General features: G+C 46.4%; 25 protein-coding genes. 24 read left to right on the top strand and 1 reads right to left on the bottom strand.

Translation table 11 applies throughout. From position 1 onward, the window contains the following. Positions 1 to 11: 11 nt before the first annotated feature. From fapR to QFZ81_RS13090, 23 genes are all read left to right on the top strand, one after another. Complete coding sequence (gene fapR, locus QFZ81_RS12980; protein ID WP_047672754.1) at positions 12 to 626, top strand: transcription factor FapR; 615 nt, start codon at positions 12 to 14, stop codon at positions 624 to 626. Further along, positions 610 to 1,614 carry a phosphate acyltransferase PlsX gene (plsX, locus tag QFZ81_RS12985; RefSeq protein WP_307443561.1) on the top strand — a complete coding sequence of 335 codons (1,005 nt, stop codon included), beginning with the start codon at positions 610 to 612 and terminating at the stop codon, positions 1,612 to 1,614. The genes fapR and plsX overlap by 17 nt, the downstream gene beginning before the upstream one ends. Continuing rightward, the gene (locus tag QFZ81_RS12990; RefSeq protein ID WP_216625518.1) at positions 1,611 to 2,597 is read left to right on the top strand and encodes a beta-ketoacyl-ACP synthase III; all 987 of its coding nucleotides are present in this window, start codon (positions 1,611 to 1,613) and stop codon (positions 2,595 to 2,597) included. The genes plsX and QFZ81_RS12990 overlap by 4 nt, the downstream gene beginning before the upstream one ends. A 334-nt stretch (positions 2,598 to 2,931) precedes the next feature. Next, positions 2,932 to 3,882: an ACP S-malonyltransferase gene (gene fabD, locus QFZ81_RS12995; RefSeq protein WP_307443558.1), complete on the top strand. Its 951-nt coding sequence runs from the start codon at positions 2,932 to 2,934 to the stop codon at positions 3,880 to 3,882. Further along, the gene (fabG, locus tag QFZ81_RS13000; RefSeq protein WP_029195326.1) at positions 3,869 to 4,609 is read left to right on the top strand and encodes a 3-oxoacyl-[acyl-carrier-protein] reductase; all 741 of its coding nucleotides are present in this window, start codon (positions 3,869 to 3,871) and stop codon (positions 4,607 to 4,609) included. The genes fabD and fabG overlap by 14 nt, the downstream gene beginning before the upstream one ends. A gap of 84 nt (positions 4,610 to 4,693) precedes the next feature. Next, entirely contained in the window at positions 4,694 to 4,927 is a 234-nt protein-coding gene (gene acpP / locus QFZ81_RS13005) for an acyl carrier protein (RefSeq protein ID WP_028558238.1), read from the top strand. 94 nt (positions 4,928 to 5,021) lie between these two features. After that, positions 5,022 to 6,257 carry a beta-ketoacyl-ACP synthase II gene (gene fabF / locus QFZ81_RS13010; protein ID WP_307443556.1) on the top strand — a complete coding sequence of 412 codons (1,236 nt, stop codon included), beginning with the start codon at positions 5,022 to 5,024 and terminating at the stop codon, positions 6,255 to 6,257. A 61-nt stretch (positions 6,258 to 6,318) separates the two neighbouring features. Then, positions 6,319 to 7,020, top strand: a complete 702-nt coding sequence (gene rnc, locus QFZ81_RS13015; RefSeq protein ID WP_307443554.1) for a ribonuclease III — start codon at positions 6,319 to 6,321, stop codon at positions 7,018 to 7,020. A 94-nt stretch (positions 7,021 to 7,114) separates the two neighbouring features. Next, positions 7,115 to 10,690: a chromosome segregation protein SMC gene (smc, locus tag QFZ81_RS13020; RefSeq protein WP_307443553.1), complete on the top strand. Its 3,576-nt coding sequence runs from the start codon at positions 7,115 to 7,117 to the stop codon at positions 10,688 to 10,690. A 33-nt stretch (positions 10,691 to 10,723) separates the two neighbouring features. Then, entirely contained in the window at positions 10,724 to 11,716 is a 993-nt protein-coding gene (gene ftsY, locus QFZ81_RS13025; RefSeq protein ID WP_307603016.1) for a signal recognition particle-docking protein FtsY, read from the top strand. 170 nt (positions 11,717 to 11,886) lie between these two features. Next, entirely contained in the window at positions 11,887 to 12,237 is a 351-nt protein-coding gene (locus tag QFZ81_RS13030; RefSeq protein WP_307603018.1) for a putative DNA-binding protein, read from the top strand. Between the two features lie 34 nt (positions 12,238 to 12,271). After that, positions 12,272 to 13,630, top strand: a complete 1,359-nt coding sequence (gene ffh, locus QFZ81_RS13035; protein ID WP_307443549.1) for a signal recognition particle protein — start codon at positions 12,272 to 12,274, stop codon at positions 13,628 to 13,630. Between the two features lie 35 nt (positions 13,631 to 13,665). Then, the gene (gene rpsP / locus QFZ81_RS13040; protein ID WP_307603020.1) at positions 13,666 to 13,938 is read left to right on the top strand and encodes a 30S ribosomal protein S16; all 273 of its coding nucleotides are present in this window, start codon (positions 13,666 to 13,668) and stop codon (positions 13,936 to 13,938) included. Positions 13,939 to 13,964: 26 nt separating this feature from the next. Further along, positions 13,965 to 14,195 (top strand): KH domain-containing protein, encoded by a 231-nt coding sequence (locus QFZ81_RS13045; RefSeq protein ID WP_047672782.1) that lies wholly within the window; start codon positions 13,965 to 13,967, stop codon positions 14,193 to 14,195. A gap of 82 nt (positions 14,196 to 14,277) precedes the next feature. Further along, on the top strand, positions 14,278 to 14,793 hold the full coding sequence (rimM, locus tag QFZ81_RS13050) for a ribosome maturation factor RimM (RefSeq protein WP_307443547.1): 516 nt from the start codon (positions 14,278 to 14,280) through the stop codon (positions 14,791 to 14,793). Then, positions 14,790 to 15,548: a tRNA (guanosine(37)-N1)-methyltransferase TrmD gene (gene trmD / locus QFZ81_RS13055; protein WP_307603022.1), complete on the top strand. Its 759-nt coding sequence runs from the start codon at positions 14,790 to 14,792 to the stop codon at positions 15,546 to 15,548. The genes rimM and trmD overlap by 4 nt, the downstream gene beginning before the upstream one ends. A 164-nt stretch (positions 15,549 to 15,712) precedes the next feature. Then, on the top strand, positions 15,713 to 16,054 hold the full coding sequence (gene rplS, locus QFZ81_RS13060; protein ID WP_028558249.1) for a 50S ribosomal protein L19: 342 nt from the start codon (positions 15,713 to 15,715) through the stop codon (positions 16,052 to 16,054). Positions 16,055 to 16,144: 90 nt separating this feature from the next. Continuing rightward, a complete protein-coding gene (gene lepB, locus QFZ81_RS13065; RefSeq protein WP_307443543.1) occupies positions 16,145 to 16,756 on the top strand; it encodes a signal peptidase I in 612 nt (203 codons plus the stop codon). A gap of 11 nt (positions 16,757 to 16,767) precedes the next feature. Next, positions 16,768 to 17,640, top strand: a complete 873-nt coding sequence (ylqF, locus tag QFZ81_RS13070) for a ribosome biogenesis GTPase YlqF (RefSeq protein ID WP_307443541.1) — start codon at positions 16,768 to 16,770, stop codon at positions 17,638 to 17,640. 166 nt (positions 17,641 to 17,806) lie between these two features. Next, positions 17,807 to 18,454: a ribonuclease HII gene (locus QFZ81_RS13075; protein ID WP_307443539.1), complete on the top strand. Its 648-nt coding sequence runs from the start codon at positions 17,807 to 17,809 to the stop codon at positions 18,452 to 18,454. A 659-nt stretch (positions 18,455 to 19,113) separates the two neighbouring features. Further along, on the top strand, positions 19,114 to 20,319 hold the full coding sequence (locus QFZ81_RS13080) for a hypothetical protein (protein WP_307603024.1): 1,206 nt from the start codon (positions 19,114 to 19,116) through the stop codon (positions 20,317 to 20,319). Then, entirely contained in the window at positions 20,316 to 20,633 is a 318-nt protein-coding gene (locus tag QFZ81_RS13085; protein WP_307603026.1) for an EscU/YscU/HrcU family type III secretion system export apparatus switch protein, read from the top strand. The genes QFZ81_RS13080 and QFZ81_RS13085 overlap by 4 nt, the downstream gene beginning before the upstream one ends. Then, complete coding sequence (locus QFZ81_RS13090) at positions 20,630 to 21,007, top strand: YraN family protein (RefSeq protein WP_307443536.1); 378 nt, start codon at positions 20,630 to 20,632, stop codon at positions 21,005 to 21,007. The genes QFZ81_RS13085 and QFZ81_RS13090 overlap by 4 nt, the downstream gene beginning before the upstream one ends. A 69-nt stretch (positions 21,008 to 21,076) precedes the next feature. Here the strand turns inward: QFZ81_RS13090 and QFZ81_RS13095 are convergent, their stop codons facing one another. Further along, entirely contained in the window at positions 21,077 to 22,648 is a 1,572-nt protein-coding gene (locus tag QFZ81_RS13095; protein WP_307443534.1) for a YifB family Mg chelatase-like AAA ATPase, read from the bottom strand. A 197-nt stretch (positions 22,649 to 22,845) separates the two neighbouring features. Here QFZ81_RS13095 and QFZ81_RS13100 point away from each other — a divergent pair, with 197 nt between their 5' ends. Further along, positions 22,846 to 23,103, top strand: a complete 258-nt coding sequence (locus QFZ81_RS13100; RefSeq protein ID WP_047672798.1) for a hypothetical protein — start codon at positions 22,846 to 22,848, stop codon at positions 23,101 to 23,103. Positions 23,104 to 23,123: the final 20 nt, after the last annotated feature.

Raw genomic sequence — 23,123 nt, forward strand, 5'->3', positions numbered from 1 at the left:
CACGAGATAAGGTGGTGCTCGCCATCGAACGCCTTCCTAAACGACAAAGGCAGCAGCAATTACTTCAAGCCATTGAAGCTAATCCTTTTATGACAGACGAAGAACTGATGCGAACGTTTCAGGTCAGTATCCAAACCGTCCGCTTGGATCGGTTGGAACTCGGCATTCCTGAGCTTCGGGAACGAATGAAGCATATGGCGGTCAAAACGTACGATCATGTACGCTCACTGCCCATTGATGAAATTATTGGAGAAGTGATTGATTTACAGCTGGATCAAAGCGGTATCTCGATTTTTGAAATTAAAGAAGATCATGTTTTCTCAAGAACCAAAATTGCAAGAGGACATCATATTTTCTCGCAAGCGAACTCCCTGGCGGTTGCCGTCATCGACGATCCCATAGCTTTAACAGCTTCTGCAGACATCCGTTTTATTCGTTCTGTAAAGCTCGGAGAGAAATGTATCGCCAAAGCCTATGTGCGTTCCGTTTCCAAAGGGAAAGCAAGAGTCGAGGTGTTTTCATATGTTGGCGATGAAACGGTTTTTCGAGGCAACTTTGTGATCTTTCATTCGAAGAAAGAGCAACATCTAGATAGGGAGGACAAGCTGCATGCGAATCGCGATTGATGCAATGGGTGGCGACAATGCCCCTAAAATCGTAGTGGAAGGTGCACTCGCAGCGGCCAAAGAATGGAAGGATGTTCATATCATTCTGGTCGGCAACAGCGCCGCGATTGAAGCGCATCTCACAGAAAGGCCTGCGAACTTAACTATTCATCACACGGAAGAAGTCATTGAAGCAGAGGATGAGCCCGTTAAGGCCGTTCGCCGCAAAAAAGACGCTTCCATGGTGGTAGCAGGAAGGCTGGTACGTGAGAAGAAAGCGGAAGCCATGATTTCCGCAGGAAATACAGGTGCTTTGATGACGACTGGATTGCTAGTCGTAGGAAGAATTCCAGGGATTGAACGTCCTGCACTAGCGCCTATGATTCCTACCATGGATGGAAATGGTGTGCTTGCACTAGATCTAGGTGCCAATATGGATGCAACAGCCGAACAGCTGATTCAATACGCCATTATGGGCAGTATTTACCGCTCCAAAGTACATGGTATTGCCAAGCCTCGTGTAGGCCTGCTGAATGTGGGTACAGAAGCTACCAAAGGGAATGAATTAACGAAAACGGCATATCCTTTAATGGAACAAGCTCCAATTCATTTTGTAGGGAATGTCGAATCCTCTCAAGTACTTCGTGCCAAATGCGATGTCATCGTGTGCGATGGATTCGCGGGGAATATCATGCTGAAATCATTGGAAGGCGCTGCGTCTACCATTTTCTCAGCACTTAAACAAGAGTTCACTAAAACCTTCTTCACTAAACTTGCAGCGGCTGTCTTGAAACCAGGACTTACACAATTCCGCAAAAAGTTGGATTATAACGAACATGGGGCGGCCCCGTTTTTGGGTATTGATGGATTAGTCCTAAAAAGCCATGGCTCCTCCGATGCGAATGCTATTAAGAATGCAGTTCGTCAAGCGAGAATTGCCTTACAAAATGATTTGGTTGGCACGATATCTGCCGAAATTAGCCACGGGAAGAGAGATATAACAACATGAACTTAATACCAGTTGGGGTACTCGGAACGGGTAAATATGTACCAGAACGAATTTTAACAAATCAAGAATTGGAAACCATGGTCGAAACGAATGATGAATGGATCGTGACCAGAACGGGTATACGTGAGAGAAGAATAGCTGCCGAAGGACAAGCTACGTCTGATCTTTGCTATGAAGCCGCTCTGATTGCCCTGACTAATGCAGGGATTACGGCAGACCAACTTGATTTAATTATAGTAGCGACGATTACACCTGACATGGCATTCCCTTCAACAGCATGTATTCTCCAAGAGAAGCTGGGAGCCAAAAAAGCAGCAGCTTTTGACTTGTCGGCAGCTTGTTCGGGCTTTGTATATGGACTAGCTAATGCCTCTAACTTCATTGCCACAGGTACATATAAACATGCACTTATCATTGGCGCCGATTGCTTATCCAAAATTACTGACTATACTGACCGTAACACATGCATTCTTTTTGGCGATGGCGCTGGAGCCGTTGTTATTGGGGAAGTGCCTGAACATAGAGGTTTCAAATCGTTCGAGCTGGGTGCTGACGGTACAGGAGGTCCGCTCCTGAAAATTGAAGGTGGCGGGTCGCGCAATCCTTCCTCACAAGCCTCCATTGACCAACGTTTGCACTACATCTACATGGCCGGAGCTGAAGTCTTCAAATTCGCCGTCCGGATTATGGGCAATGCCGCTGATGAAGCGCTGCGCAAAGCAGGCTGGGAAAAAACAGACATCGATCTGCTCGTACCGCACCAAGCGAATATGAGAATCATTCAAGCTTCTTTAAATCGTCTAGAACTAACTGACGACAAATGCATGATCAACCTAGACAAGTACGGCAACATGTCCGCGGCCTCTATCCCAGTAGCACTCGCTGAAGCAGTTGAGCAGGGCAGATTGAATGAAGGCGACCGCCTCGTGCTAGTCGGCTTCGGTGGCGGCCTTACTTGGGGCGCAGCTGCTTTGGTTTGGTAGTCCTTTACTATCTGCACTATCCCTAAGGCTCAGGTGGCTAAAAAAGACAATTTTTTCTTCTTTCCACTGAACCCGAGGATTACGCTTAAAAAAATGACGATCGTCTAAAGACTGGCAGCTGAATAAAAGTTTTCCGAGTGATGCTATTAGCACTATCCCCGAGACTCAGTAAACAAATTGAGTAGGCGCTGTGTGAAGAACTGAAGAACTGAGCCAAGGGGATAGTGTCAATAAGGATGTTTGAAAAATAGTCACCCGACAAACAAATGGAATTTTAAGTAAATATATATAATTAATTACTGAAAATTATCGCGGAAGGGGATCCTTTTCTCGTATGGGTAAAATAGCATTTGTATTTCCTGGTCAAGGCTCGCAGTCGGTGGGTATGGGTCTAGATTTATACACGAATCATCCTGCTGCTAGAGCATATTTTGAGCGCGCTAACGAAGCGCTAGGCTTTTCGTTATCTGATCTGATCTTCCAAGGTCCAGAGGACCAATTGAAGATCACGTATCACACGCAGCCTGCGCTGCTGACAACAAGCATTGCTTGTCTGGAAGCGTTCAAGGCAGCTGGCATTAAGCCAGACTATGTCGCCGGACATAGTCTAGGTGAATACAGCGCGCTGGTCGCAGCGGGCGTACTCGCGTTCGAAGACGCGGTCCGCACGGTTCGTGCCCGCGGCGAGTTCATGGAACAGGCCGTCCCAGGCGGCCTGGGTGCGATGGCAGCCGTGCTGGGAGCCGAGCGCGAAGCGCTTGCGGAGCTATGCACGGCTATCTCAAGCGGCGGCTCCGTCGTGGAGCTCGCCAATGTGAACTGCCCGGGACAGATCGTCGTCTCGGGCAGTAAAGAGGGCGTTGCAGCGGTTGTCGAACGCTGCAAAGAAGCCGGAGCGAAGCGTGCAATACCGCTCGAGGTGAGCGGACCTTTTCACTCTTCACTCATGAAGCCAGCTTCGCAGCGCCTTGCAGAGGTGCTCGCATCGATCGAGATGAGTGATGCAGCCGTGCCCGTTGTGGCTAACGTAACGGCTCGTCCTGTCACGCAGCCTGGCCATGTTCGCGGGCTGCTTGTAGAGCAAGTGTACTCTCCAGTATTGTGGGAGGACACCATTGTCTATCTAATCGGCCAAGGCGTCGATACGTTTATTGAGCTTGGCTCGGGAACGGTTCTCGCAGGTCTGATCAAAAAGGTAGACAAAACGGTGAAAACCGTGTCGATCGGTAGCCTAGAAGCGTTGGAGAAGTACATGCAGGAGGTACACAATCATGTTAACGGGTAAGGTGGCACTGGTAACGGGGGCATCTCGAGGTATTGGCCGAGCGATTGCTTTGCATTTGGCTGAACATGGCGCTGATGTTGTTGTGAACTATGCAGGAAGTGAAGCCGCTGCTGGAGAAGTTGTTGCGCAGATTGAAGCGATGGGACGTAAAGCTATTAAGCTGCGTGCTGACGTAAGCAGTTTTCAAGAAGCTGATGATTTAGTGAAGCAAACGCTAGAAAGTTTTGGTAAAATTGATATTCTTGTGAATAATGCTGGAATAACAAGAGACAATTTAATCATGCGGATGAAGGAAGAAGAGTTCGATCAAGTCATCGCTACGAATCTCAAGGGTGTGTTCAACTGTGTAAAAGCCGTTACTCGCCCGATGATGAAACAGCGTTTCGGTCGAATTATTAATATATCTTCTGTAGTGGGTGTGCTCGGTAACCCGGGTCAGGCCAACTATGTAGCAGCAAAAGCAGGCGTTATTGGCTTAACCAAAGCGACTGCGAGAGAATTATCTTCTCGAGGCATTACGGTGAATGCTGTAGCGCCAGGTTTCATTGAAACCGATATGACGGACAAGTTGTCATCCGAGATGCGAGAGCAAATGCTGAAGCAAATTCCACTGGAGCGCCTTGGTCAACCTGAGGAAATTGCAAAGGTTGTTCGCTTCCTTGCATCAGACGATGCGTCCTACATGACAGGCCAAACACTCCATGTGGATGGCGGCATGTACATGTAAGTTTTACCAGAAAGAGAATCTCAAAATTGACTACTGGCAATCTGTCAGAGATTCTCGTATAATACCAAAGAGGAGGTGAACCGGATGTCCGACGTATTGGATCGTGTTAAACGAATTGTTGTCGATCGTCTAGGGGTTGATGAAGCTGAAGTCACCCTCGAAGCATCTTTCAAAGAAGATCTAGGTGCTGATTCTCTCGATGTAGTTGAATTAGTAATGGAATTAGAAGATGAGTTCGATTTAGAAATTTCCGATGAAGATGCTGAGAAGATTACGACTGTAGGAGAAGTTACGAATTACATAAAATCTCATACGTAATAGTCTACCGAGTCCCGTTTCTAATCAAGACGGGACTTTCTCTCCATTTTCAAACAATAAAAAATGAAGCTTTACTACATAGAAGGTGGTACAAATGAACAGAGTTGTAATTACAGGTATGGGCGTAGTTACTGCCCTTGGTCAAGATTTAGAAACGTTTTGGGGCAATCTGACTTCCGGTCAATCCGGAATCAGTTTGATCGAGAATTTTGATGTAAGCGAGTATCCGACTCGTATTGCTGCTGAGGTTAAAGATTTTAATATTGAGAATTATGTAGATCGTAAGGATTCACGTCGGATGGATCGTTTCGTTCAATTCGCTGTAGCTGGTGCTATTAATGCGCTAAAAGACGCGAACTTGAATGTGAAGGAAGATACGGATCCTGAACGCGTGGGCGTATCGGTTGGATCAGGAATTGGCGGTTTGAATACGTGGGAAGAACAGCATAGAATTCTTTTGGAGAAGGGTCCGAAACGCGTATCTCCCTTCTTTATTCCGATGATGATTGCGAATATGGCGTCAGGTCAAGTTTCAATGATTACAGGGGCAAAAGGACCGAATTCCACGGCTGTTACTGCCTGTGCGACAGGTACACATTCCATTGGTGATTCGTTCAAAATGATTCAACGTGGTGATGCTGACGTAATGATTTGCGGCGGTGCTGAAGCAACGATTACACCAATTGGTGTAGCTGGCTTCTGTGCTTTGCGTGCCATGTCAACTCGTAATGAAGAGCCTCACTTGGCTAGCCGCCCGTTTGATACAGACCGCGATGGTTTTGTCATGGGCGAAGGAGCAGGTGTGATGATTTTGGAATCGCTTGAACATGCGCAGAAGCGTGGGGCACGCATCTATGCCGAAGTGATTGGTTATGGGATGAGCGGTGATGCCTATCATATGACAGATCCAGATCCGGACGGGGCAGCGCGTTGTATGGTCAAAGCGATTAAAGACGCGGGCATTAGCCCAGAGTCGATTACTTACATCAATGCTCATGGAACTTCTACGTCAGTAGGAGATAGATCGGAGACTACGGCTATTAAGAAAGCTTTAGGCGAACACGCCTACAAAGTAGCTGTTAGCTCGACGAAATCAATGACGGGCCATTTACTTGGCGCTGCAGGCGGTGTAGAAGCTGTTATCTGTGGTTTAACCATTGCGAATAGCTTGATTGCACCTACAATCAATTTGGTCAACCAAGACCCTGAGTGTGATTTGGATTATGTACCAAACACAGCTCGTGAAGCGAAGGTAGACATTGCGATGTCGAACTCGTTTGGCTTTGGTGGACATAATGCAACGATTATCTTGAAAAGGTTTGAAGCATAATTTGCCTTCCTACGAAGAAAGATAACGGAATATCATTCTCTCTGGGTGGTGAATAAAGGCTATGAACCGTGATATTAAAGAGTTGCAGCAGCGAATTGGGATTGCATTTCGGAAAAAAGAGCTGCTTCAGCAAGCTTTTACCCATTCTTCTTATGTCAATGAACACCGCATTGCTGGGCATAAAGATAACGAGCGTCTGGAGTTTCTAGGGGATGCTGTCCTTGAACTAACAGTTTCGGAATTTTTATATGATTCTTATCCAGGGCGTTCAGAAGGTGAACTGACGAAGCTCAGGGCGTCTATCGTTTGTGAGCCGTCACTCGTTACGTTCGCTGAAGATTTGGATTTCGGTGCTTTTGTATTACTCGGTAAAGGGGAAGAGTTAACTGGAGGGCGGTCACGCCCAGCGCTCCTTGCCGACGTTTTCGAGTCCTTTGTTGGAGCTTTATACCTTGATCAAGGCTTGGATATCGTAAAAGGTTTTCTCAAAAAGCACGTTTTCGCAAAAATCTCCAGTGAAGGTAAACTGCTAATTATTGATTACAAGACTCTCTTGCAGGAGCATACCCAACATCACAACATGGGTTTATTGGAATACCGCATTGTGAATGAACGTGGGCCAGCTCATGAACGTGAGTTTGTAGCTGAAGTGCACATGGATGCCGACCTTCTGGGAACCGGAGCAGGACGTTCTAAGAAAGAAGCGGAACAGCAGGCAGCTGCTGGAGCCTTGTCGAAATTGAATGTAACCGTTCAGCGGTAATGCATATGGCTTAAAGGGGCGGCTGCGGCCGCCTTTTTGTTTTTTTCTCTTATTTTTATAAGGGATATGTTACAATAATTTCTGAGGTGAGACCATGTTTTTGAAACGGATTGAATTATCCGGGTTTAAGTCTTTCGCAGACCGTACGGAGCTGGAATTTGTACGCGGTATTACCGCGGTTGTAGGTCCTAACGGCAGTGGAAAAAGCAATATTTCGGACGGTATCCGCTGGGTGTTAGGTGAGCAAAGTGCGAAGTCCTTGCGTGGCGGTAAAATGGAAGATGTTATTTTTGCAGGCAGTGATGCGCGCCGAGCTGTCAATTATGGGGAAGTCTCGCTTACGCTTGATAATACGTCGCAATCGCTTCCACTTGACTTCAATGAAGTGACGGTTACTCGCAGGGTGCATCGCAGTGGGGAAAGTGAGTATTTAATTAATAAGCAGCCCTGCCGCCTGAAAGATATTACGGAATTGTTCATGGACACAGGGATAGGGAAAGAAGCTTATTCTATTATTGGACAAGGCCGCATTGAAGAAATTTTAAGTACGAAATCCGAAGATCGTCGAGGGATCTTTGAAGAGGCTTCGGGGATTGTTAAATATAAATCGCGTAAACGTGAAGCGGAGAAGAAATTAAGTGACACGGAGCAAAATTTGCTGCGGATTCACGACTTGGTTTCTGAGCTTGAGGATCAAATTGAACCGCTTCGCGAGCAGTCTGAGAAGGCGATTCGTTATAAAGAGCTTCGGGAGACGCTCAAAAGCAGTGAGATTGCTATGTATGTACATCAAATTGATCAGATTTACATTTCATGGAATGATTCGAAGCAGTTACTAGAGAAGCTAGTCAAAGAACAAACAGAGCTTTCGACGATTGTGAATCAGCATGATGCGCACTTGGAGAAGCATAGATGGGAAACTCGAAGGTTAGAGGAGGAGCTGGAAAAGCTTCAAGAAAGTTTACTCCAGCTGAGCGAAGATTTCGAGAAGTGCGAAGGGCATGGCGAGGTGCTTAAAGAACGTAATAAGAATTACGTGGCTAATCACCAGCAGCTAAGCACTACTATCGCAATTCAAGAACAGCGTAAAATAGATAAAGATGCAGAGCTGAGCCAGCAGCGGGAGAAAATCATTCAAATTGGCGCCCAGCTTTTTGAGTTTCAAGCAAAGCTGACCGCGGAAGAACAGCGGTTACTTGGGGTTAATGGCGGTATTAGCTCCTCGCCTGAAGATCAGTTGAAGGGCGAATTACTAGAAACGCTGAACCGGATGGCTCAGGCGAGGAACGAGATTCGTTACGCTGAGCAGCAAACGGAAAGTATCGGTCGTCGTTTGGAAAGGCTAGATGAAGAACGTCAGAAATGGTCGGAACAGCGCGAGAAGATTTTGATCCGTAAGCAAGAGTTGACGGCTAAATTGGAACAAACGGTTAGTGAAATTGAGAATGAACGACAAAGGTATGTGCAGTTAACCCAAAGCTTGAAAAGCAAGCAAGGGTTGCTTGATGAAGCACAAAGCATGGTCCGCAAATGGGAGCAGAAGTTGGATGCGTTGACATCCCGCCGCGACACGATGAAAGAGATGGCCAACGATTACGATGGCTTCATGCAGGGAGTTAAAGAAGTTCTTAAAGCGAAGAGCCGCAAGGATTTGCGCGGTATTCGCGGGGCCGTAGCCGAGCTTGTTAAGGTGCCGGCAGACGTTGAGGTTGCGATTGAGACGGCGCTCGGCGGCGCGTTGCAAAATATCGTTGTCGAGACCGAAGCGGATGGGCGTGAAGCCATTGCCTTCTTGAAGCGCCGTCAAATGGGACGAGCTACGTTCCTGCCTATGAATGTTATTCGCGGACGCTCGATTTCCGACAGTGAGCTTAGTTCTTTGAAATCTTCCAAAGGCTTTGTCGGCCTTGCGGTTGACCTTGTTTCATTTGAGTCCACCTACCAGAACATTTTTTCAAGCCTGCTTGGGAATGTTGTTGTGGCGCAGAGTTTAGAAGATGCGAATCATATTGCTGCTAAAGCACAGTATCGCTATCGGGTAGTCACGCTGGAAGGTGACGTTGTGAACCCTGGTGGTTCGATGACAGGCGGAAGCTTGCAGAAGAAATCAACGAATCTGCTTGGACGTCAACGTCAAATTGAGGAGCTGGATCAGGAGATCAAAACTTCTGAGGAGCAGCTCAGCGGTTTACGCAGCCAATCCAGCGTGATGAAGCGCGAGATTACGGATGATATGATGACGATCGAACAGCTCCGTCAGCAAGGTGAGCAAAAACGTATCACCGAGCAGCAAATTCGGGCAGAATTGAATCCGCTTGAGTCCGAAAGCCGCACAGTTGAAGAACAGCTAACACTGGATAGTCAAGATCGAGGTTCGCTGCTTGAAGAGCAGGCTGATCTTGGACGGAAGAAAGTCGAGTCCGAAGCAGCGCTGGCTGAACTGCAGGAAGAAGAAGCTTCCTTACAGCAAGCGATTCGAGATGCCGAACACTCCCGTAAAGCGAGTGAGTCGGAGAAGGAAGAGCTGCAAAGCCAGTTGACGGATTTAAAGGTCAAGGTTGCTTCTATTTCGCAAGAGAAACAATCGCTACAAGATCAACAACGGCGACTGCAGCAGGATCTAGGCGAAGCTGAGCGGGAAATGGAAATGAACCGCGGTCTGCTTGAGCAGTTGGAGCAAGATATGGCAGCGCTTGATCAAGAGACTGTACTTCAAGTTGAATTACTTAATGATCTCAAAATCAAGAAGCAGCAATGCTCAGAAAACATTGATTTCAAGCGTGCTGAACGAACTGATTGGTTACATAAGCTCGAGCAAGAAGAGAACGAAACCCGGACGCAACGTATTCAGCTGAAACAGGTTGAAGAGAGTCTGCATCAAACTGAGGTCCGGGTAACTCGACTGGATGTTGAGCTAGAAAACCTGCTGAAGAAGCTAGGGGAAGAATATGAGCTTAGCTATGAGTTAGCTAAAGAGCGCTATCCAGTACCGGAAGATATCCAAGGTACGCAGAGTAGAGTGCGCGAACTTAAACGCGAAATCGCTTCGCTTGGTGATGTGAACCTTGGCGCTATTGAAGAATATGCGAGGGTCTCTGAGCGCTATGAATTCTTAGACTCTCAGAAAAATGACTTGATCGAAGCCAAAACGACGCTTTATCAGGTCATCCGTGAAATGGATCTAGAAATGTCCAAACGATTTAAGACCACTTTTGATGCGATTCGCTCGCACTTTGGCGTCGTATTTGCTAAATTGTTTGGTGGTGGCCGTGCGGATTTGATTCTATCTGAGCCGGAGAATATGCTGGATACAGGTATCGAGATCGTTGCACAACCACCTGGTAAAAAACTGCAAAATCTTCAGCTTCTTTCCGGTGGAGAGCGCGCCCTCACAGCGATTGCGCTGTTATTCTCAATTATCCGTGTAAAGCCGGTTCCATTCTGTGTACTAGATGAGGTAGAGGCTGCTTTGGACGAAGCAAACGTATCTCGTTTTGCCGAATACTTGCGTGAGTTCTCTGAAATGACGCAATTTATCGTCGTTACGCACCGCAAGGGGACGATGGAGGAAGCGGATGTGCTGTACGGGGTAACAATGCAAGAGGGCGGTGTTTCCAAGCTCGTATCCGTTCGTTTAGAGGATGAAGAAGCCGCCATGTCCGCATCATAATTAGGTTGAATGCTATTTTTATTAGGAGGAACCATGAGCTTTTTTAAACGATTAAAGGAAAGTATTTCCAGTAAGGCCGAAGTGGTCACGAATAAGTTCAAAGAAGGACTAACCAAAACAAGAGATGCCTTCGTCGATCGTGTGGATGATTTATTTAGCCGCCGCAAGAAGATAGATGAAGACTTTTATGAGGAACTTGAAGAAATTCTAATTGGCGCTGATGTGGGTGTAAATACAGTGCTTAAGCTAATCGATCAGCTTCGCGCCGAGGTGAAGAAACGTAAAATTGAAGATCCCGCGGAGCTTCAACCGATCCTTTCCGAAAAGTTAATTGAGCTATTAAAGGGAGACGCTGATGCAGGACTAAACTTAAATCCAAATGGATTATCTGTCATTTTGTTTGTTGGTGTGAATGGCGTAGGGAAGACAACGACAATCGGTAAAATGGCACACATGTTCAAATCACAAGGGAAAAAAGTGTTAATGGCTGCAGGCGATACATTTCGTGCCGGTGCAATTGAGCAGTTGGAAACTTGGGGCGAGCGTGTTGGTGTTGATGTGATTAAACAGCAATCAGGTGCCGACCCTGCCGCGGTCATGTTTGATGCAGTGCAGGCAGCTAAAACGCGTAATGTAGACATCTTGTTATGCGATACCGCGGGTCGTTTGCAAAACAAAGTGAATTTGATGGAGGAACTGAATAAGATCTATCGCGTTATCCAGCGTGAAGTTCCTGATGCTCCCCATGAGGTAATTCTCGTTTTAGATGCTACTACGGGACAAAATGCACTCAGCCAAGCAAAGCTTTTTGGTGACAAAACAGGTCTGACAGGGTTGGTACTTTCCAAGCTCGATGGTACGGCCAAAGGCGGTATCGTTGTAGCTATCCGTCAAGAGTTATCACTTCCTGTGAAATTCGTTGGCCTCGGGGAGAAAATGGATGATCTTCAACCTTTTGATTCCGAGCAATTCGTACATGCCCTCTTTGGCAAATGGATCGGTGAGCAAAAAGAAGAGAATGCTTAATCATTTGCTTCTCTGATGCGTGAAAAATTCTCCTCAGCCGTTAGTCGGTTAGAGGGTTTTTTTTTTGTTCTTTAACTGACAAGGTCAAATGCTTGACAATCATCTTGGAATTCAGTATGATAGGTTCTGTTGTGCTGCTGTCAAGCGTGCAACCTTTACGGAGGTGGATCATGTCTATCGATCAAATGCTTGAGAAAACGAATCGCGTTAACTTGCTATTTGATTTCTATGAACCGCTGTTGACCGATAAACAGAGAACTTTTCTCCAACTTTATTTTCATGATGATTACTCGCTAGGAGAAATCGCTGAGAATTTTGAAATTAGCCGCCAGGCGGTTTATGAACATATTAAACGTGCGGAATCAACTCTTCAGGATTATGAGAACAAATTGCATCTCGTACATAAGCACGAACAACGCATGAAGCTGCGTGCGGAACTGGTTCAGGTGCTTGATGTTTGCGAACCGGAGCTAAAGAGGAAAATGGCGGAACTTTTTGATACAATAGTAGGGATCGATTAAAATATAGAAAGTCCAGAAGCAGGAGGTGAAGCGCATGGCATTTGAAGGATTGGCAAACCGGTTGCAGAACGTTTTCGGTAAGCTGAGAAGCAAAGGTAAGCTGACGGAAGAAGATGTAGGCGAAGCGCTTCGCGAAGTACGATTGGCGCTGCTTGAAGCGGACGTTAACTTTAAAGTAGTCAAAGACTTTATTGCTAAGGTGAAGGAACAGTCCATCGGACAAGAAGTATTGAAATCCTTCACACCAGGCATGATCGTCATCGATATCGTTAACAAAGAGCTAACCGCACTTATGGGCGGAACACAAAGTAAGTTAGCTCGTTCGAATCGACCGCCAACTATCATTATGATGGCAGGCTTGCAAGGGGCAGGTAAGACAACAACCTCTGGTAAGCTAGCGAAAATGCTCCTTAAACAAAACCATAGACCGCTTCTTGTAGCCTGTGACATTTATCGTCCGGCTGCAATCAAACAGTTGCAGGTTCTTGGAGAACAGCTCAATGTTCCGGTATTTTCACTTGGGGATCAAGTAAATCCTGTCGATATTGCAAAAGCAGGTCTTCAGCATGCCAAAGATAACGGTAATGATTATGTCATTATTGATACCGCAGGTCGTTTGCACATTGATGAAAACCTGATGGACGAGCTGAAAAATGTTCGAACTGCTGTTGAACCGGATGAAATATTGCTCGTTGTCGATGCGATGACCGGGCAGGATGCAGTCAATGTTGCAGAAAGCTTTCATCAACAGCTTGAGCTTACGGGTGTTGTACTGACTAAGCTGGATGGCGATACCCGCGGTGGCGCGGCGTTATCGGTTAAAGCTGTTACAGGTTGCCCAATTAAGTTCGTGGCTAGCGGTGAGAAAATGGATGCTCTAGAACCATTCTTCCCTGATCGTATGGCCTCAAGAATTCTTGGTATGGGTGATATGCTTACCTTGATTGAGAAGGCGCAAGCCGGAATCGACATGGACAAGGCGAAAGAGATGGAGCGCAAAATGCGCAACGCCGAATTCACATTCGAGGATTTCCTTGATCAAATGGAGCAAGTGAAGAAGATGGGACCTCTGGATCAAATTCTTGAGATGCTGCCAGGAGCTAATAAGATCAAGGGCATGAAAGATATGAAAGTTGACGACAAACAAATGGCACGTGTTGAAGCTATTGTGAAGTCGATGACAACTGAAGAGAAACGCAAGCCTGAACTTCTCAATGCGAACCGTCGCAAACGGATTGCTCAAGGCAGTGGCAACTCGGTGCAAGAGGTCAACCGTTTCATCAAGCAGTTTGACGATATGCGCAAAATGATGAAGCAGTTTTCCGGCATGATGGGACCTAAAGGTGCCAAAGGAATGAAGAAGTTAGGCAAGGGATTTAAATTCCCCTTTTAAATAAGCATTTTATTCTAAGTAGGAGGTGATTTTTCATGGCAGTACGTATTCGTCTTAAACGTGTAGGCGCTCATAAAGCTCCTTTTTACCGTGTGGTGGTTTCGGATTCCCGTTCCCCGCGTGATGGTCGTTTTATCGAAGAAATCGGTACTTATAACCCAATTGCTGAACCAGCAGCTATAACTCTTGATGAGGAGAAAGCGCTGAAATGGCTTCAAACTGGCGCTCAACCGTCCGATACAGTTCGCAGCCTGTTCTCAAAAGCAGGTCTGATGACTAAGTTTCACGAGCTGAAATTACAGAAGTAATCTGTTATCTTTCGGAGGGTGGGTTCATGAAGGATCTTATCACCGTTATTGCTAAGGCTCTTGTCGATCATCCGGAAGAAGTACGTGTCGCTGTGGTGGAGAAAGATGACAAGATCGAGTACAGGCTTTCTGTCCATCCCGACGATGTCGGTAAAGTGATTGGCAAGCAAGGCAAGATTGCGAAGTCGCTCCGCACAGTTGTCACGTCGGCAGCAGTGAAAGAAACGAAACGGGTAGCCGTTGAAATCGTTTCATAAGAAACTAGGTTAGGATTTAGTTCCTAACCTTTTTCTTGTATGGTTTTGAAGGTAAATTAATGTGGAGGTTGGGCAAGCGCATATGAGCGAAAAACTTGTGACAGTTGGTCGAATTGTGAATAGCCATGGTATTCGTGGAGAGCTAAAAGTGGTTCCGGAAACTGATTTTCCTGAGCGTTTTGATAAAGGAAACGCATTGATAATTGTAGATTCTCAAAATAAGCAAACGCCGGTGACGGTGCAAACCTCCCGCTTACATAAAAATATGTTTATCTTGCAGTTTGACCAGTTCTCTAATATTAATGATGTTGAGAAATTCAAAGGTTCGCTTCTTAAGATTGAAGCTAAGGAGCAACAACCTCTTGAAGAGGGCGAATACTATTATCACGAGATCATTGGTTGTAAGGTCGTTACGGAAGAAGGCCAGGAGTTAGGGCTTGTTTCTGAGGTGTTGACACCGGGAGCTAATGACGTATGGGTTGTTTCTTTGCCGAAAGGCAAACAGTTGCTGCTTCCAGTCATTGATGATGTGATACTCGATGTGGACATTGCCAACAAAACGATTCGTATTCATCTGATGGAAGGATTAATGGAATGAGAATCGATGTATTGACCCTGTTCCCGGAAATGTTCGAGGGTGTGTTTTCGTCCAGCATTTTAGGGAAAGCACGTGACAAGGGAATTGTTGCTCTCAACACGGTTAATTTTCGAGATTATTCCAATAATAAGCATAACACAGTAGATGATTATCCATACGGCGGCGGTGGAGGGATGGTTCTTAAGCCAGAGCCGATATTTGCTGCTGTTGAGAATCTGCCCATACATCAAGAAGATGGACAAGACCCAGTGAAGCCGCGAGTGATTCTCATGTGCCCACAAGGGGAGACGTTCACACAGAAGAAAGCGGAGGAGCTGTCTAATGAACAGCATCTCGTGTTTATTTGTGGTCATTATGAAGGCTATGATGAGCGTATTAGGCAGTATCTTGTGACGGATGAGCTGTCCATCGGTGATTATGTATTAACAGGCGGCGAGTTACCCGCTATGGTCGTTATAGACAGCGTAGTGAGATTGCTGCCTGGTGTGCTCGGCAATGAGATGTCAGCGGTGACAGATTCATTTTCCACAGGCTTGCTAGAGTATCCTCACTATACGAGGCCTGCGAAATTTAGGGACTGGGACGTACCTGAGATGCTGTTATCAGGGCATCATGAAAATGTGAAGCGTTGGCGCCGCAAGGAGTCTCTGTTCCGAACGCTAGAACGTCGCCCTGATTTGCTTGAAGGAAGAGAACTATCCAAAGAGGAAAAAGCTTGGGTGGTTGAATGGAACGGGCGGAAGCAAGAGGAGTAAGCCCCCAAAAACTTCTCTATTGAATTTCTTTCCTGTCTATGATAATATATATTCTGTTGTGAATTTTTCAACAGTTCGAGTCTGGTGGTCCTCTACGCATAACAACTAAGAACGACTATGCCAATAAGCGGAATGAACACCTGTGTGGAAGGAGGGAGTCAACTATGAATCTTATTCAAGAGATTACGAAAGAGCAACTCCGTACGGATATTCCTAATTTCCGTCCAGGAGACACACTTAAAGTACACGTAAAAGTTATCGAGGGTACACGTGAGCGTATTCAGCTGTTCGAAGGTGTTGTTATTAAACGTCATGGCGGTGGAATCAGCGAAACGTTTACAGTTCGTAAAATTTCTTACGGTGTGGGTGTGGAAAGAACTTTCCCATTCCATTCTCCGAAGATTGACAAGATTGAAGTGGCTCGCCGTGGTAAAGTTCGTCGTGCGAAACTTTATTATCTGCGTGGTCTTCGTGGTAAAGCAGCAAGAATTAAAGAAATTCGATAAGAAAACGGGGGGCTTGTTCAGGCAAGTCTCCTTTTCATTTTCATGGTACATAATAGATATAGACCAAAACTGGAAAAGAGGCAATCAGTGATGGAACAAAATAATCAAGAGAAGCCTTACATAGAGCCGGATACAACAACGGAAACGACTCCCGTTAAAACAGCGAAAAGCGAAACATGGGAATGGATCAAAGCATTAGTGATTGCGGGAGTGCTCGTGATTATCATTCGTTGGTTCCTGTTCTCTCCTTTTATTGTTGATGGAGATTCCATGCGTCCGAACTTTTTCACAGGTGAACGACTCATTGTCAATAAAATTGTTTATGATATTCGCTCACCCAAACGTGGAGAAGTCATCGTTTTCCATGCACCGGAAGGTAAAGATTACATTAAACGCGTAATTGCTCTTCCAGGTGAGACCGTAAAGGTTACGGGTGACAAAGTTTTCATTAACGGTCAAGAAATTGATCAGCCTTACATCAAGGAAGCGATTGAGCAGGCGAAAAAAGAAGGACATGCCTATAATACGTTATCAGATTTTCAAGAGAAAAAAGTACCTGATGGTGAAATATTCGCAATGGGAGATAACCGTGGTAACTCCAAAGACAGCCGAGCGATTGGCTTCATACCTTACAACAAAATTGTAGGCCGTGCGGAAGTCATTTTTTGGCCAGTGAGCAAAATCAGTTTCATACATTTTTGAGGTGAAGAAGAATGACCATTCAATGGTTTCCCGGTCACATGACCAAGGCCCGAAGACAGATTGAAGAAAAGCTAAAGCTGATTGATGTTGTGATCGAGCTCTTGGATGCCCGCATACCGCTCTCCAGTCGGAACCCGATGGTAGATGAGATTTTAAAAGGTAAACCTCGTTTGGTTCTGCTTAATAAGAATGACTTGGCAGATCCGCAAGTGACGGCAGATTGGGTTAAGTATTTTGCTGATCAGGGCCTACCAGCATTGCCAATTGATGCAGCAACCGGAACGCACGTCAAAGAAATTTTGCCGCGAGTTAAACAGCTTTGGGCACATAAAATTGAACGGCAACTTAGCAAAGGGATTAATCCCCGTGCCGTAAGGGCGCTCATTGTGGGTATCCCAAACGTTGGGAAATCGACGTTGATTAATCAGTTAGCAGGAAAGAAGATTGCGGCAACCGGAGATAAGCCTGGTGTTACGAAGGGGCAGCAATGGATTAAAGTTGGAACCGAAATGGACTTGCTCGATACGCCGGGTATTTTGTGGCCAAAATTCGAAGACCAAATGGTTGGAATGAGATTGGCAGCAACGGGCGCTATTAAAGAAGAGCTGCTTCATTTAGATGAGATTGCACTCTTTGTCGTTAAATACATGGTTCAGAATTATGGGGCCGGTATTCAAGAACGATTTGGGGTACAAGACCTTCCTGAGGATTTGGACGACATACAGGAAATGGTCAAAGTCATGGAAGCTATCGGTCGTAAGCGTGGAGCGATTGTGAGCGGGGGCAAAGTGGATTTGGACAAAGCCTCTTTAATCATTATTCGTGAGCTTAGGGCGGGTAAGATGGGGCGTATTTCTTTGGAGAGGCCCTTAGATAAAAGATAGTCAGGGCAGTAAAATTATAGAAAAGTAACGGTCACTTTTGGACTCAGCTGATCAAGCGGGTTCGGGTGGCTTTTTCTTTTTTAATTAAGAACATTGAAAAAAATGGGTGTGGCTTGACCAAGCGCCAATCCTTTATAATGAGGAGATGGAAAGGGGCGGAAAGCCATTGCTAGCGTATGAAAAACAACTGTGGGAGCAAGGTTTTACTCTAATAGCGGGTATTGATGAGGTAGGCAGAGGCTGTTTATTTGGGGATGTAGTCGCAGCTGCTGTTATACTTCCGATGGGATATGTGCTGGAGGGTGTGGACGACTCCAAGAAGCTTTCTGAAAAGAAGCGAGATATCCTCTATGATCAGATCATGGCTGAGGCTTTAGCTATAGGTGTAGGCATTGTGGATGTAGATAGAATTGAAGCGATCAATATAAAACAGGCGGCAAGGCTTGCTATGAAGCAGGCAGTGGAGCAGTTAAACATAGCACCTGATTTTCTTCTTGTGGATGCGGAGAACATTGATGTGGACATAGAACAATCCGCGATCATTCATGGAGATGCACTTAGTCAATCTATTGCAGCCGCATCGATTATTGCCAAGGTTACCCGAGATCGTATGTGTGTGGATTGGGATGAGCAGTTTCCCGAATATGGACTTGCTATACATAAAGGATATGCAACAAAGCACCATAGAGAAATGCTCTTGCGCTATGGACCTACACCGCTGCATCGGAAATTATTTATACGTAAAGTGATGGCACAGTTGGATGAGAAAGAGATAGTGCTCGAGTCTGAACAGCTGGAATTGGATCTCATTTAACTTATTATTGTAACGAAAAGGCACGAAGCCGCCGATAATATACATAAGTGTTTTAGGAAGATTTGAGGTGAGCGCCATGAATATTAGTGGTTTAATTCGCAGTTTAGTTGGCGATTTAACAGCATCTGAAAGTAAGGTGCTTGAATTAAAAGTAGGACAAATTGTAAAAGGTGTTGTGCTTCAGTTGCTCAGTGACCAAGAAGCGTTGATTAATATTGGCGGCGTGCAGGTGCGGGCTAAGTTGGAAACTCCCCTTAAGCAAGGGGATGTTACGATGCTGCAAGTACAGCCTGAATCTAGTGGCGGTCAAATCCTGCTCAAGCCACTAACGGCGTCAGATGTACAAATTGCGGATGATTCGCTTAGTGAGCTGTTAAAGGCTTTCACGCTTAAAGATACAGCTGGGAATCGTCAAATGGTGCAGCAGATGCAGCAAGAAGGCGTTCCGGTATCTAAGGAGAATGTGAAGGATTTTGAGGCTGTGATGCGCAGCATGCCTGAGGATGTCAATAAGGAAGAATGGACACAAGCGGCTGTACTTGCCTATAAAAAGGGATTTCCGCTTACAGAGACGACTGTGGGGGCTTTGAGACAGGTTACCACGGGGCCACCTGTGGGTAAGGTGCTGGAGCAGCTAGAGCAGCAGGCGATAGCCATGCTTGAGCAAGATCCGGCACATCCGGCGGCTGATACAGCGAAGCAGGTGGTATCGCTGCTCAAGGAGCTGCGCGCTTCCGCCGCAGCAACGTGGCCTGCGGCGGCCGCCGGAGGCGCCGGCCGCGGACGTTGCCGTTACGCCAGCTGCTCCGCAGGCTGGCGGTGGGGCTAAGGCGGCTCCCGCAGGGTCGCCGCCTGCAATAGTGCCCGGCAGCGCGCCTGCGACCGCTGCGCCACGCGCGGAGACCGTTACCGCCGCCTCGGCGCTGCCGACGGCGGGGTTGCAGGCCGCCCGCGCAGCGGGGGCGGCCCAGCCAGAGGCTCAGGCGCGCAGCGCTGAGCCTGCAGGTGAAGGCGAACCGCCCGTGGCGGGTTCGCCTGTGAACCAAGAGCCGCCTGCGAAGCAGAAGGCGGCTCCGCCAGAGGCGCATAATAGCGCGCCTCAAGAGGTCGAGGCTGCTCCAGAGACAAACTGGATCAGCCGCATGCTCAAAGCCGTAGGCGTGGAGCACGAGTCTAATCTAGCGGTGAAGCTAGATGAGCGAGCAGACGCTATCCAACGTGGGCGCAACAACACTGACGATCAGCTGCCTAATCTGATCGCCACAGCATCCCAGCAGGATGACCCCGTCAAACCTGCTGCTGACACACTGAAGAGTCTGCTGCTGCAGCTTACAGCCTCTGATGACACGCCAGCGCCGCTCAAAGAGGCGGCGCAGCAAGCCCTTGGGCAAATTACAGGGCAACAACTCATGTTGACAGGTGACAAGAGCTCTATGTTTGCACATATGACATTGTTTGTCCCCTTCATGGATGGTACTGGCCAGCAATCTGCCGCCATTCACATCCAATCCCGCAAAGGAAAGCGCGGGGAAGTTGACGCGAGCAATTGTCGTTTACTGTTCGACCTGCAAATGAAAGTGATGGGCAATACTTTGCTCGATGTGCATGTAGTCAATAAAATCGTATCTTTAAACATCCATAATGATCATCCTGCGTTAGCTCCTCTAATGGAGGAGTCCAAAGAAGAAATAACAGCTGCCATGAATAAAGCGGGGTATCAGTTTATCTCATTAAAATGCTCGCCATATCCGCTGCCGCCTGCTGCGGAGAATGAAGCTTCCAAGCAAGGGCCATCGGATGGTAGAGTAGATCTTCGAGCGCTCTATCAGCCAAAAGCCTACAAAGGGGTGGATTTCCGAGCATGACTAAGCAAAGGAATGCACACGAGGAGTCGCAACCGACCCCTCTTAAGAAGGCTGTAGCGCTTCGCTACTCACCTGAAGCGCAAAAAGCCCCAACCCTTATTGCTAAAGGGAAAGGGCACATGGCAGAAGCCATTCTTCAGAAAGCCAAGGAGAATGGGATCCCCATTCAAGAGGATTCTTCTTTGGTTGAAGTGTTGTCTAAGCTGGATTTGGATCAAGAAATCCCCCCGGAACTGTATCAATTGGTCGCTGAGGTATTAAGTTTTATCTATCGTTCAGATAACCGAATGAGATCGTCGAGGAATAATGGATGACGGAACTTCGTAAAGATGACCGGAAGCAGTTGGGGAAGCTTGGCGAAGAGTTGGCTGAAGCATTTCTTAGTGAGCGTGAATACCGAATTGTGGCACGTAATTGGCGCTGCCGTACTGGCGAGCTTGATATTATTGCAGAGAAAGCCAACAAGTTAATTTTTGTTGAGGTCAGAACAAGACGCCCTTCAGGTCGTTTTGGTTCAGCCAAAGAATCCGTCGACTATCGTAAGCAGTTGAAAGTCAAAGAGACAGCACAATTTTACTTACATCGATTTCAAAAATACGAGCAGTCCATTCAATTTGATGTGATTACTGTAGAACTATCCGTGGATGGAGCAGCGCCTCATATTGAACACATACAAGGAGCCTTTTGAGAGTCGTCTGTCGATAAGACAACGCGTCAAAGGGCTCTTTTTTTAGGAAATTGAGGAGTTAACATAACATCAGATTTCAATCTCTTCAATTTGTTGCTTTTTATCCAAATTACGATATTGAATCGCCTCTGCCAGATGCTGCGGCTGGATATTGTCACATTCCTCAAGATCGGCGATGGTTAAGGCTAGCCTTAGAATGCGATCATGGGCTCTTGCACTAAGTCCCAAAGCTTCAAAAGAGGCACTGAGCAGTTGATCACCTTCTACGGTTAGATGACAAATTTGTCTCATCCGCTTACCGCTTAATTCATTATTATATTGAATGCCAGATCCTGCATAACGTTGTTGTTGTCTTTGATGTGCGCGCATAACTTGCATTAACATTTCTTTTGAGGACAAGTGATTGTTTCGTTCCTTGAGTTGGGTGTAACTTGGTTTGGGTACTTCCACATGTAGATCGATGCGATCAAGCAGGGGACCTGATATCTTAGAACGATAATGAACAATTTTAGCAGGGCTGCAGATGCAAGCGTTAGCTTCTGTTTCGGCTCCATAATACCCGCACGGACATGGATTCATGGCTGCGGCCAATATAAAGTGTGAGGGGAATGTGTAAACCGCTCTTGCTCTTGCAATTGTAACATGACGATCCTCAAGTGGCTGTCTAAGTACTTCGAGGGCAGTTCTCGTGAATTCCGGCAGTTCATCTAGAAAAAGAATGCCGCGATGAGATAAGCTAACTTCTCCCGGTTTGGGTATTGTTCCTCCTCCGACAAGTCCGGCGGGTGAAATCGTATGATGAGGGGCTCTAAAAGATCTTGTACGCATGAGAGATGAGCGATCAATAAGCTTTCCTGAGGCACTGTATATTTTCGTGACTTCTAATGCTTCTTTGTCAGACATAGGTGGCAGAATAGATGGCATGCGCTTAACTAGCATCGTTTTCCCCGTTCCGGGAGGACCGATTAATAGAATATTATGCATCCCGGCCGCGGCGATCATCATGGCACGCTTCACTTGATGCTGTCCGTTGACATCGGCATAATCTTCGATAAAGTTGCGTTCTTCGGCAGAAATTGTCGGAATTTCACTATCTTTATATTTAGTGCCATTAAATATAAAATCGTGATGGGATTGCTTGTTCCAGGACTTAAAATCAGAAAGGTTAGTTATCGCGCACACCTCAATACCTTCTATTAAAGCAGCTTCAGGAGCATTCGCAAAGGGAAGGCAGACGCGTTTAATCCCTAGCTTTTTAGCGGCATGCGCCATAGAAAGAACGCCAGGTACAGGGCGAAGAGTACCATCCAATGCAAGTTCACCTAGAAACAAAGTGTGCAGAAAGCTGTCCATTGGCACTTGACCGGTTGTAATCAGAATTCCTACCGCAATGGCTAAATCAAAAGATGAGCCTTCTTTGCGTAAATCTGCTGGCGCGAGATTGACCGTAATCCGATCCATGGGGAATGTGTATCCGCAGTTTTTAATGGAGGAGCGCACTCTTTCGACAGATTCCCGAATGGCCGAGTCGGGGAGACCAACCAAGTTAATTTGGGGTAAGCCACTTGAGATATCAACTTCTACTTCGATTGTTTGACCTTCTATTCCCTGCAAGCAAGCGCTCATGACTTTGCCATACATGAAAAAACACCTTCCTCTCCATAGTTATGCAGCTGTTTCGAGCTGTCATAAAGTGGGATAAAAGGTGCTTCCTTATTGATCCGATTTATACTTTGTCCTAATTGTATACGATAATGGTAAAATTACGCAATCCGTAAATGATCACAGTACGTTTTAAAAATGTACGGCTTGCACATACTGGAACTAGAGGTGATGATATGCAGGAGAAACCATATTTTTGTCCCAATTGTCGTTCCAATCGTATCAAGTTCAGTGTAATTACTAGCTATTCTCAGTCGTTTTTGAAGGACGCTCTATCAGGAAATATTACAGAATTCAAGGATCCTGACGCAATACCAGAACCAGAACCTACAATTCAATGCTTGGTGTGCAGTTTCACGGGTAATGAGCTTCGCTTCATTAAACAAGCGGAGCGTGAACCACGGATGAACACACCAACAACGCCGCTCTATTAAAAAAGCCGAAGCTAGACGTA

Source organism: Paenibacillus sp. V4I9 (genome assembly GCF_030817295.1).
Lineage (GTDB): Bacteria > Bacillota > Bacilli > Paenibacillales > NBRC-103111 > Paenibacillus_E.